The sequence below is a fragment of the Legionella sp. PC997 genome (genome assembly GCF_014109825.1).
Classification (GTDB): domain Bacteria; phylum Pseudomonadota; class Gammaproteobacteria; order Legionellales; family Legionellaceae; genus Legionella.
Genome location: NZ_CP059576.1, coordinates 1,151,543 through 1,163,403, shown reverse-complemented (window position 1 = coordinate 1,163,403; position 11,861 = coordinate 1,151,543). Strand labels below are relative to the sequence as shown.

Below are 11,861 nucleotides of genomic sequence, written 5' to 3'. Positions count from 1 at the left end.
TTTAACGGAGTGAACCCCCACTGGTTAATATTTGAATCGCTACTTTTGCATCAGGTTGCCCTAAATTGGCAGCCGCATTGATCCAGAACCAGGCTTTTTTTCGGTCTTCAACCACTCCTTTGCCATAATAATACATATACCCTACAGCATATTGTGCATCAGGTAGACCTTTTTGAGCCAACGGTTTTAAGCGGATAAATGCCTTGCGATACTCTTCCAGTCTGAAATTATCTATTCCCTCACGCAAATTCCGCGCACTAGTCATAGCACATCCTGCAAGAATAGAAATAAAAATTACAACGATGAATAGATTATATAAACGTCTCATTTATTTTTATTCCTCATCTAAAGGCTTTGCTATGGGTTCAAAGATTAATTCAATTTTGGGTAAACTTAAACTCTCTAAGGCACCATTGCGTTCAACTAAAATTCCAGAGGCCATGATGCGTTTTATTACTGCACCGCCCGGAATGCTATCCCCCAATTTATAAGTGTTCTCCTCTCCATCAGCAGAACGAATAATTACTTGAGAATCATTTATTTCATTAGCAAACAAAATTCCGACTAAAGTAACATTCAGCATCGATTTTTTAATTGTCGATAAATTATCAGAAACATACACACCAAATAAAGAAGAATGTAAAATTGCATCAAAAGAATTTTGTTTTGCAACTACCGGCATTTCAGTTATGGTTTCAGGTTCTGTCTGAATATGTGCCGGAGAAAATATCAATGTAGCATATTCGGCAATAATCAGTACGGAAAAAAGTGAAATTAAGGAGATAATAATCCATTGTGCGTATTTTGCTGAAAATAAAGCTTGAAGATCAAATTTCATTATCAAAACGCCCCTGCAGTATTAACTTGCCTAGACCTAGACTCCTCTTCGTGCTTTAGAGAAGTAGAACTTGCCTATATATAGAACCCCCACTAGAATATCCTACATAAACCGCTCTGAAAAGATCGCCCTCTATAAATACACCTCTTTTCAAAACTCGCTGATGAAGTGAATTAACAAGAGACGTAGAGAGAGGAACCTGAATGTACACGACAGTACCGAGGATGCGAGCTCTGCCTTTGATTTAATTCATCTTCTCAGTTGCGTTTGGAACTCGTTTAATGAAGAAGGTATTGATAAAAAATATTTACAGACCTAAGGACAGTCCAATGAAAAAGAATCACTTTGAAACTCGAGCCATTCATGCAGGGCAACAACCCTGCCCAAGTACTGGTGCCGTCATGACTCCTATATATGCGACCTCCACTTACAAACAAATTGCCCCGGGCGAAAATCTTGGTTATGAATATTCTCGTACCCATAACCCTACTCGGGGGGCCTTTGAAGGATGTATTGCCAGTTTAGAATCGGGGGAACGTGGTTTTGCATTTGCTTCTGGGATGGCTGCAATTAATACAATTGTTGATTTATTAGATGCAGGAGATCATGTTGTCGCTATGGATGATCTGTATGGAGGAACTTTTCGTTTATTTGACAAAGTTAAAACCCGCACATCTGGATTATCTTTTTCTTTTGTCGACATGTCGGATACACGCAATATAGAAGCTGCGATTACCCCCAAAACCCGCATGCTCTGGGTAGAGACCCCTTCAAACCCCATGTTAAAACTGGCCAATTTAAGGGAAATAGCGACTATAGCCAAACGCCATAATCTCATCACTGTGGCAGACAATACGTTTGCAACCCCTTGGATTCAAAGGCCTATTGAATTAGGATTTGACATTGTATTGCATTCAGCAACTAAATATCTCAATGGCCATTCAGACGTGGTCAGTGGTGTCGTAGTGGTGGGTGATAATCAAAATTTATCTGAAAAAATCGCTTTTCTTCAAAACTCCTGTGGGGGAATTGCAGGTCCATTTGATAGTTTTTTAGTTTTAAGAAGTTTAAAAACATTGTCATTGCGTATGGAGCGGCATTGCGAAAATGCACATCATTTAGCACATTGGCTGAGTAGCCAGTCCAGAGTAAAAAAAGTCATTTATCCCGGTCTTGCAAGCCATCCCCAACATAAATTAGCTAAAGAACAAATGCATGGGTTTGGAGGCATGATTTCCATGGTAATTGATGGGGGTATAGATGCAGCAAAACGCTTTCTGGCTCGCTGTGAATTATTTACTCTAGCCGAAAGTCTAGGTGGAGTAGAAAGTTTAATTGAGCATCCAGCAATTATGACGCATGCCTCGATCCCTCCAGAACAACGTAAATCCTTAGGGATAGAAGATGGATTTATTAGACTTTCAGTGGGCATAGAACATATAGAAGATTTACAAGCTGATTTGGAATATGCGCTGGCATATTAAATTTAATGAGTACGATGGGTGCTGCCAGCGAAATCTGGGTTTTAACTCGACCTATAATTTCTCCGGTTACACTGCACCCAGGCTACAATACACTCGGAATACAAAGTAACATAGGAAAAATATATGCAGACTTTACAAACTATAATTGAGCAAGGTTTTGAACAACGTCAAACATTATCCATTGATACAGCTCCTTCTGAACTCATTACTGCAGTAAATGAAGTGCTTTCGTGTTTGGACAGCGGCCAATTCCGAGTGGCTGAAAAAATAAATAATGAATGGATCGTTCATCAGTGGATAAAAAAAGCGGTTCTTTTATCCTTTAGACTTTATCCTAACCAAGTAATTGATTCCGGTTTTTGTCAGTTTTATGACAAAGTACCGCTTAAATACAATAACTATACTGAAGAGCAGTTTAAACAAACAGGGGTACGCGTGGTGCCTCATGCTTTAGTCCGCAAAGGGGCATACATTGCCAAAAACTGTGTTTTAATGCCTTCTTACGTCAATGTGGGTGCCTACATTGATGAAGGAGTTATGGTAGATACTTGGGCCACAGTGGGTTCTTGTGCACAAATCGGTAAAAATGTGCATCTTTCTGGGGGAGTAGGCATTGGTGGTGTACTTGAACCTTTACAGGCTAATCCTACCATTATCGAAGATAATTGCTTTATCGGCGCCCGCTCGGAAGTAGTTGAAGGGGTTATTGTGGAACGAAACTCTGTTTTATCTATGGGCGTTTATTTAGGGCAAAGTACAAAAATATACAATCGTCTTACCGGTGAAATTACCTATGGTCGTATCCCAGAAGGATCTGTAGTTGTTGCAGGTAGTTTGCCCAGTGAAGATAAAAGCTACAGTTTATATTGTGCGGTCATTGTGAAACAGGTGGATGAAAAGACCCGAGCGAAAGTAAGCATTAATGAACTATTGAGAGCTAATTAGCCTATGATTGAGTCGAAAAAATTGTTAGAAGAAATCGTAGTGGAGCTTGTGAAATTCCCCTCGATTACTCCCGAAGATGCCGGTTGCCAAGAGTTTATGATTCAATTCTTGGAGCAATCAGGATTCACTTGTCAACGGATGAATAATGGCTCTGTCTCAAACTTCTTTGCCTTTTATGGAGAATCTGGGCCTCTTTTAGTATTTGCGGGTCATACGGATGTGGTTCCTGTTGGCGATATCACAAAATGGTTGTCTGATCCGTTTGCAGCGCTGAATAAAAACGGAATGCTTTACGGACGTGGTGTCGCTGACATGAAAGGAAGCCTGGCTTGCATGTTAGTGATGGCACAGCGATTTATTAAAACCTATCCTAAATTTCAGGGAAAATTAGGTTTTCTTATTACAAGTGGTGAAGAAGGCGATGATTACGATCTAGGCACCCCTTATGTTATGCAGCTTTTGCAAAATCAAGGTATTCACATTGATTATTGTGTGGTAGGCGAACCATCAAGTAGTGAAAAAATTGGGGATGTAATTAAAATTGGTCGTCGCGGTTCACTAAGCGCCAAAGTTAGGTTACATGGAAAACAAGGTCATGTCGCCTACCCACATCTAGCAGATAATCCAATCCATAAAATTAGTCCCGCCTTAGCGAAACTGACTTCTACGCTCTGGGATCAGGGCAATCATCATTTCCCACCAACCTCAATGCAAGTTACTCACCTTCAATCAGGGGGGCATGCTCCAAATATAATTCCTGGAGAACTGATTTTACACCTTAATTTTAGGTACTCCACAGAGCAAACACATAGCTCATTAAAAGAAAAAGTTTTTGCTACTTTTCAGGAGCACGATTTGAATCCCATCATTGAATGGCGTCTCAGTGGCGAGCCTTTCTTGACAGCTCAAGGTGCCTTATTAGACAGTTGTAAGCAAGCAATTAACGAACTTACTGGAATTACGCCAGAGCTTTCTACCAGTGGCGGAACCTCTGATGGCCGATTTATCGCGCCCTATGGCGTTGAAGTAGTAGAATTGGGCCCAGTAAATACCACTATTCATCAAGTGAATGAATGCGTTTCTTTAAAGGATCTGCATCAATTAGAAGCTCTATATTTTTTAATTTGTGAGAAATTATTAATTAATGGTTAGTCTATTTTAAGAAAAGCAGGAGCTTAAGGGAGGCTGCGATCATAATTCAGTGAGGCTGATTCAACCTGGGTTCCGCCGCGCTTCCCCCAGGCTATAATAGATGATTTATTTAATTTACCACATGCCATGTGCCATCTGGCTGACGACATGCGCTACCACGTAATGTTTGTGGTCTTCCATCAATGATTGCCTTAGTTAGATATTCACGGCAAGGCAAATGTTCACGATAATACGTGCGAGTGGGTTGTACGGTATAACTATTTCCAGTGTCTGGATTTGACCAATGTACTGATCTGCCAGTGGGCGCAGTTTCTAAGGCACGTTGCATTTCCATTCTATCTACTTTATCCATATATTTACCAATTTGGCCACCTAAATAAGCACCAGCAATAGCACCACCTGCTGTTGCCGCCAATTTAGCTGCTGGGCCACCCCCAAATTGACTTCCAATTAATCCCCCAATAACCCCACCTGAAAGAGTACCTACATCTTGGTGATTCATTGATGCACAACCAACTAATAATAAAGACAAAGATGCAACAGCTATTTTTTTCATAACATATCACCCAATTTAAAGGTTATAGAAATCGGTTGTAATTCTATCATCACGGTCAGTTATTATCCATAGTTAAATGCATCCCTTGGTATTCGGCCCATAACTTCGAGATTTGCTTTTAATTTCATCGGCCTAAGTTCCCATTTCACTAGCAGAGAATACCTATATTCTTAATCGTGACGTACTCGCTCAGAGATTTGACATAATAATTCATATCCTGAAGTACCGGCCGCTTGAGCAACTCGCTCAACTAAAATATGAGTCCCCCAAAGCTCAACAGGTGCTCCAGGCTTTACTTCTGAATGATCTGTTAAATCCACGGCAAGCATATCCATCGAGACTCGCCCTACAATAGGCACTTCTTTGCCTTGGACCCAAACGGGGGTATTTGCCGCTATATGCCGTGGATAACCATCCCCATAACCTGCAGCAACAATACCAATAATTGAAGGCTTTTCACTTTTCCAAAGTCCACTATATCCGACTTGAGCTAAAGGAGGATTGTAATGAACGGCACTAATTGCTGAAACAAAACGCATTACAGGGAGCAGACCCAAATCAATCGCAGTCTGATTGGCAAAAGGAGATACGCCATAAAGCATAATCCCCGGTCTCACCACATCTGCATGTGTTTGGGGAAATGAAATAATAGCGGCTGAATTGGCTATACTGCGTTGACTAAACCCTGCGATTGAAATATTTTCAAACAAAGTAATTTGCTGGGAATTTTCAATTCGCTCTGGCTCATCAGCACATGCTAAATGAGTCATCAAGCCTATTTCTTTATCAACCCAAGGGCATGATTGCAATGCATTCATTAGTTCTTGCAGGTCTTCGATTTTAAAACCCAAGCGATGCATGCCCGTATTTACCTTAACCCAAAGTTTAATGGGTTTTTCTAATGGAGTGTTTAAAAGCCATTGGACCTGGTGGGGTTGATGAATCACACAACCAAACTGGTATTGAGAGACGGCCTTAAACTCATCGGGACTAAATACGCCTTGAAAAAGAATACAATGAGTTCGAATTCCTATCTTATGAAGAACTAAAGCTTCTTCAATACAAGCTACTCCAAAAGCATCCACGTGCCCTTCCAATACAGGTGCAACAACATGTACACCACAGCCATAGGCATTAGCTTTAACCATAGCAATTATTTTTTTGCCTGGAGCAATGCGTCTTATCCGCGCTAAATTATGGTGTAATGCATTGGGATCTATCACCAATTTGGTGGGTCGTGACATCTTAATCTACCCCTTGATAACCATTAAACGCTAAGTCTTCAAAACGGGTGTATTTACCAATAAATGCTACCCGTACTTTACCAATAGGACCATTTCTTTGTTTTGCTACAATTATTTCTGCGGTTCCCTTATCAGGACTGTCTTCATTGTAGACTTCATCGCGATAAATAAAGCAGATTAGATCGGCATCTTGCTCGATCGCACCCGATTCACGTAAATCAGACATAACAGGCCGTTTATCTGAACGTTGTTCCAGACTTCGGTTCAACTGTGACAAAGCAATAACCGGGACCTGTAATTCTTTAGCAAGCGATTTGAGACTGCGAGAAATTTCAGAGATCTCTGCCGTTCTGTTATCAGCGGAAAAACCAGGTACTTTCATTAATTGTAAATAATCCACCACAATTAGCCCTAAATTTCCATGATCTTTTGCCAATCGTCGTGCTCGTGCACGCATTTCCCCAGGGCTTAAAGCTGGAGTATCATCGATAAATAATGGAGCTTCCGAAAGCATATGCACGGCAGAGGTGACACGAGGCCAATCGTCGTCATCCAGTTTCCCCGTTCTAATTTTATGTTGATCAATACGTCCCAAAGAAGACATCATCCTCATTGCCAAAGAATCGGAGGGCATTTCCATAGAGAAAACAAGCACGGGTTTTCCTGATTTAATCGCCGCATGCTCTGCCATATTCATAACTAAAGTCGTTTTACCCATGGAGGGACGGCCTGCAACAATAATTAAATCAGAAGGTTGTAACCCTGAGGTCATTTCATCCAAGTCAGACAAGCCCGTAGCAAGCCCAGTAATCGCATCGCCATTATGATAAAGTGCATCAATTTTTTCCACTGCACGCACCAAAACGGATTTTATATTTTCAGGCCCACCATCGCCGGCGGTTTGTTCGCCTATAGCAAAAACTCTAGTTTCTGCCATATCAAGTAACTCAGGGACTTGTCTGCCCCCAGGATTATACGCCGAATCAGCAATCTCTGTTGCTACAGCAATAAGCTGTCTTTGTACAGATTTTTCTCGCACAATATCAGCATAAGCAGACACGTTAGCAACGCTGGGGGTATTATTTGCCAGTTCAAACAGATAGGCTTCCCCACCCGCGTCATCCAATTCGTTGTAAGACTTTAATGCGTCAAGAAGGGTCACCACATCAAAAGGTTGATCTTTCTTTACCAAAGAAGCAATGGCGCGAAATAAAATTCGATGCTCAGTGCGATAAAAATCTGCTTCACATAATTTAGTGCTGACCTTATCCCAAACTTCATTGTCCAACATTAATCCACCAATGATGGATTGTTCTGCTTCCACTGAATGAGGTGGTCGTTTTAAAGGATCAACTGTCTTTTTGGAATTTTGCAGATCATACATGGTAATGACATAATGGAATTTTGAACGATATCTATTGTAATGATCTTTTAAAAGGATGTCACCTCGAACAACCGGGCAAAAATCATACTTTCAATGAATCCGATCTTTTTTTGTCATTCCCACCTCTGCAGGAATGACAAAAAATAAATTTGGTTTGTTAATTATTGCTTTTGCCAAACTTGAGTACGGCCTAATAAAGAAATACCTACATATCCTCGAACTAAGAGTCTGTTCCCTTGAACAGTGAGTTTAGCACGATAGACTTTACCTGACTTTGGATCTAGTATTGAACCACCACCCCATTCATTATTACCCTCGTTTTTCAATCCCCACATAAATTGCAATCCTTGGATTTTCTTACCTTTAAATCCTCCAGGACACTTCTCGCAAATACCTGTATCACCAGGTTGTGGATAGACCTTATTAATAACTGCGCTTAAAGTACCACCAGACTCATTAATGGTTACAACAGCTCTTTTCTTACCCGTTTTATCATCAATTGTTACCCAGGTACCTACCGGTGCTTGAGATGCTGCAAATACTGCAGGTAAATAGAACGCGGCAACAAAAAAGCCACAAGCTAGTTTCCATAAGTTCATAATTTTCTCCATGTTTACAATCATTTATAGCTTATGCCATGATCGAAAACTATGCCAGTTTTAAATAGAATAAATTTAAAAATGGATGGCTTATGTTCGATTAAATAAAATATTATGGGTAGGTGTAATCCCCGCCCCTGTATGCATAACATAACTCAAGCTAGAGGCATAAAAAATTGTTCTACATCCTCTTCACTTAAAGTCAACGCTTTAGCGGGATCAGCAGATAAAATACCTTCTACGAGCAATCTTTTTTTCTCTTGCATCCCTAAAATAGCTTCCTCTACAGTACCTGAGGTAATCAACTTATAAACAAACACAGGGTTTTCTTGACCTATTCGATGTGTTCGATCGGTCGCTTGGTCTTCCACAGCTGGATTCCACCATGGATCATAATGAATCACTGTATCAGCTCGTGTTAAATTAAGTCCGGTCCCTCCTGCTTTTAAACTGATAAGAAAAACAGGTGTTTTTCCTTCCTGAAATTTTTCCACCATGGCCTGTCGATGCATTGTCTGCCCCGTTAATTTTAAGTAATCATAATTTCTTGCACGCAATTCATCTTCAATTAACTGCAACATCGAAGTAAATTGTGAAAATACCAACACGCGCCTTCCCTCACCCACCAAATTATCTAATAAATCCATTAATGCTTCGAGTTTGGCAGAAGTCCCATAGGCAATTTCTGCTGCCGGCAATGACAGCAGTCGGGGGTCACAACACACCTGACGTAACTTTAGTAGGGCATCCAGAAGCAGAATATGGCTTTTCCCTAATCCTTGTTTGGCAATAGCATCACGAACTTTTTTCTCCATGCTCATACGAATCGCTTCATAGAGATCCCGCTGGGGACCCACAATCTCTATAGTGCGAGTCATTTCAGTTTTGGGAGGCAATTCACGAGCCACCTGATTTTTTGTTCTTCTCAATATAAATGGTTGTACTCTTTTAGTAAGCACTTCCCGTCTACTCAAATCTGCATATTTCTCAATAGGGGTTCTGAACCAAAGCCTAAATTGTTTTGCATCACCAAGTAAACCAGGCATTAAAAAATGAAATAAAGACCATAACTCACCTAAGTGATTTTCCAAAGGGGTACCGGTAAGACATAAGCGATGGGTCGCGTGTAATTGTTGGATAATCTGCGTAGTCTTGGTGCGCGCATTTTTTATAAATTGCGCCTCATCCAATATAAGATAATAGAACGAATAGGCTATAAATTTCTCTTTATCACGATGTATTAGTCCATAAGTAGAGACAACAATGTCATAGTCATCAAAATTATCCTGATGACGATCTGAACCATGATAAATTAAAACTTTTAATTCAGGAGTAAAACGTTTGGCTTCAGCTTGCCAATTTCCAACAAGGCTTGTGGGAGCAACTATTAAGGTCGCTGCTCTTATACGACCTTGTTCTTTTTCATATTGTAAATGCGCCAAGGTTTGTACTGTTTTACCCAATCCCATATCGTCGGCGAGAATTCCACTAAAATGACTGGTCCGCAAAAATTGTAACCAATTCAATCCATCCCGTTGATAATCTCGCAAATGAGCATCTAGCCCAGTGGGAGGCTGTACCTCGGGAATCTGAGTTAATTGGGAAAGTTGTCGGATTTGCTCTCTTAGGGTTTCAGCTCCTTGCCATCGTGTTTTAGTGGCTGCAATAGCTAATTCCGCCTCTCGCATGAGAATAAGTTGGTACTTATTAATTTGGACCTGTTGGTTTTCATCTATATGCCGCAAGCCAAATTGTAACAGCAAACGAACTAAAGGCTTAATTCGTCCCATTTCTAACTGTAAGGCCCTCCCATCATGCAAGGGCAATTTTACTAATTGGTTATCTGGCAGATTATCCAAATCATTACCACTATAACGGTGGATCAAATCGGCCACCAAAGGTACGATACTCACTGGTTTACCCTCAACCAAAATTCCCAATTGATAAGAGAAAAAATCAGTCGTATTTTCATACAGATCCGAGTACCACTCTACATCGTCAGCATGAATAACTTCTTGATACAACGAACTAATAAACTCAACTTGCCAGTCACGACTTTTTAACTCTGGCACTAATTGACTGTAAAGAAATTCCAAATCCGCCAAAACATTTATATTCTGGACTATAAAATCAGCTTTCTTTATTTTTTCCCACTGTTCATTTTCCCAGGCTCTTGGTTCCCTCAGCTTAAGTATATTCTGTACCTCATTCCATTTGGCTTTCTCAAAATCCCTATCCCGCTTATATTCAATTAAAACATTTTCTTGCTGGCAAACTACTGTGTCGCATTCTTCAGATGCAGCGATTTTTAAACCTGCATAATCAAATACAATACGTGCAGTAAATAAAGCATGCAATTCTTCTTCTGTATCATAAAGCCATGGAGATTCTTCACCAAGTTCACTAATGGCATCTAGGATAAGCACCGGTACTGGCATAACATTTCGAACTTCGCGTTCTTTAAAAACTTGGGGTATGGGAAATTCAGGGCATGTTTGGCCCATTTTATTTGCTAATAATTCTGCCTGATCGAGGGGTATTGGCGGAGCTTCCAATAAATAACCCAATTGCTTTATTGGATATGGGGTAGTTAAATGCCCCATGGTGCTTTCTAAATAATTAAAAAACCAACTGTCATCCAACAATAAAGGTTCAATGACTTTTCCTTCATGCATTAATAACAAATTTTGACTGCCATTATGAGATAACACCCATTGGCAGGTACCTTGAATCGGCTCAATTAAATGAATTGGTTCATCCTTATTTTGTATAAAAAAAGCCCTTCCTGTAGCAAGAACCCTCTCTAATAATTCACTATTGCGAATGGTTAATGTATCAAACCAGCCTGAAACACCACATTTAAACAACAGCAAAGCCACCAGCTCATTATCATCATCAATGAAATGTTGCTTTTTGGAGTCAGAAAGACTATTGAAAGGAATCATTTTTCCATAGCCACCACGTTTTAATAACTTGGCTAAAGCTAATCTAATCGCCACTCGATGCTCATGGCCATCAAGTCTTAGTTCTATGAGATAAACTAAATGATGCGTCACTTCGGGTGCTTTCACTACAGCCGCTTCTTGGGCCCGTAAATTTTTCAACCAGCTGTCGAGTCTTCTATTTAATTTAGTACCCGATACAGATTGGGAATTTCCCTTTTCTCTGTCCCGCAAAGCGAACAAACATGCGGCGGCATGCTTACAATTATATTGGTATGCACAAGTACAATGGGCTAATTTCGTTGGCCAGACTTTTAAATCCATATGTACATCGTAAATCTGACTTGAACTTCCTTTAACTCGTCCCTTTAACAGTCCATCGCTAAAACGTATATTGAGCACATGTCCATTTTCAAAATACTCTTGACCACGCAATAATATTTTGGGTTCAAAGACTTCTGGCATTTTTGATAGTGCTTCATTTAACATAAAATGTGCTTTTTATTGGACAAAGGATCTATTTTAGTCAATTTTTAAATTAATTAACAATTTTATCTTCAAATCTAAGATTTTTTTGAATAAGGGTCTGTTGACAATTCGCTGGATTAAGACAAAATGAGGAGCTTTTAGAACACCCGAAATGCACAAACTATGTGATATCGTAGCGTGTTAAATCTCATCCGTAATGACCAAGAGTGAGTAGCGTTTTGTCAGCAA

10 protein-coding genes are annotated in these 11,861 nt (G+C 40.1%); 3 read left to right on the top strand and 7 right to left on the bottom strand.

From position 1 onward, the window contains the following. Nucleotide 1 precedes the first annotated feature (1 nt). Nucleotides 2–328, bottom strand: coding sequence for a tetratricopeptide repeat protein (locus tag HBNCFIEN_RS04825; protein ID WP_182392945.1), 327 nt, complete (start codon nucleotides 326–328; stop codon nucleotides 2–4). A gap of 6 nt (nucleotides 329–334) precedes the next feature. After that, nucleotides 335–838 (bottom strand): type II secretion system protein N, encoded by a 504-nt coding sequence (locus HBNCFIEN_RS04820; RefSeq protein ID WP_182392944.1) that lies wholly within the window; start codon nucleotides 836–838, stop codon nucleotides 335–337. 329 nt (nucleotides 839–1,167) lie between these two features. On the opposite strand from HBNCFIEN_RS04820, the gene HBNCFIEN_RS04815 reads away from it, so the two are divergent. The 3 genes from HBNCFIEN_RS04815 to dapE all read left to right on the top strand — a co-directional run bounded on the left by HBNCFIEN_RS04815 (nucleotide 1,168) and on the right by dapE (nucleotide 4,419). Beyond that, on the top strand, nucleotides 1,168–2,322 hold the full coding sequence (locus HBNCFIEN_RS04815) for a PLP-dependent aspartate aminotransferase family protein (RefSeq protein ID WP_182392943.1): 1,155 nt from the start codon (nucleotides 1,168–1,170) through the stop codon (nucleotides 2,320–2,322). A gap of 123 nt (nucleotides 2,323–2,445) precedes the next feature. After that, nucleotides 2,446–3,267: a 2,3,4,5-tetrahydropyridine-2,6-dicarboxylate N-succinyltransferase gene (gene dapD / locus HBNCFIEN_RS04810; RefSeq protein WP_182392942.1), complete on the top strand. Its 822-nt coding sequence runs from the start codon at nucleotides 2,446–2,448 to the stop codon at nucleotides 3,265–3,267. A 3-nt stretch (nucleotides 3,268–3,270) separates the two neighbouring features. Next, complete coding sequence (gene dapE / locus HBNCFIEN_RS04805; protein WP_182392941.1) at nucleotides 3,271–4,419, top strand: succinyl-diaminopimelate desuccinylase; 1,149 nt, start codon at nucleotides 3,271–3,273, stop codon at nucleotides 4,417–4,419. A 109-nt stretch (nucleotides 4,420–4,528) separates the two neighbouring features. Here the strand turns inward: dapE and HBNCFIEN_RS04800 are convergent, their stop codons facing one another. The 5 genes from HBNCFIEN_RS04800 to HBNCFIEN_RS04780 form a co-directional block, all read right to left on the bottom strand. Further along, entirely contained in the window at nucleotides 4,529–4,975 is a 447-nt protein-coding gene (locus HBNCFIEN_RS04800) for an RT0821/Lpp0805 family surface protein (protein ID WP_182392940.1), read from the bottom strand. Nucleotides 4,976–5,145: 170 nt separating this feature from the next. Continuing rightward, complete coding sequence (gene alr / locus HBNCFIEN_RS04795) at nucleotides 5,146–6,219, bottom strand: alanine racemase (protein ID WP_182392939.1); 1,074 nt, start codon at nucleotides 6,217–6,219, stop codon at nucleotides 5,146–5,148. A gap of 1 nt (nucleotide 6,220) precedes the next feature. After that, nucleotides 6,221–7,603: a replicative DNA helicase gene (gene dnaB, locus HBNCFIEN_RS04790; RefSeq protein ID WP_182392938.1), complete on the bottom strand. Its 1,383-nt coding sequence runs from the start codon at nucleotides 7,601–7,603 to the stop codon at nucleotides 6,221–6,223. A 161-nt stretch (nucleotides 7,604–7,764) separates the two neighbouring features. Further along, nucleotides 7,765–8,202: a DUF2147 domain-containing protein gene (locus tag HBNCFIEN_RS04785; RefSeq protein WP_182392937.1), complete on the bottom strand. Its 438-nt coding sequence runs from the start codon at nucleotides 8,200–8,202 to the stop codon at nucleotides 7,765–7,767. A 155-nt stretch (nucleotides 8,203–8,357) separates the two neighbouring features. Further along, on the bottom strand, nucleotides 8,358–11,633 hold the full coding sequence (locus tag HBNCFIEN_RS04780; RefSeq protein WP_182392936.1) for a DEAD/DEAH box helicase: 3,276 nt from the start codon (nucleotides 11,631–11,633) through the stop codon (nucleotides 8,358–8,360). Nucleotides 11,634–11,861: the final 228 nt, after the last annotated feature.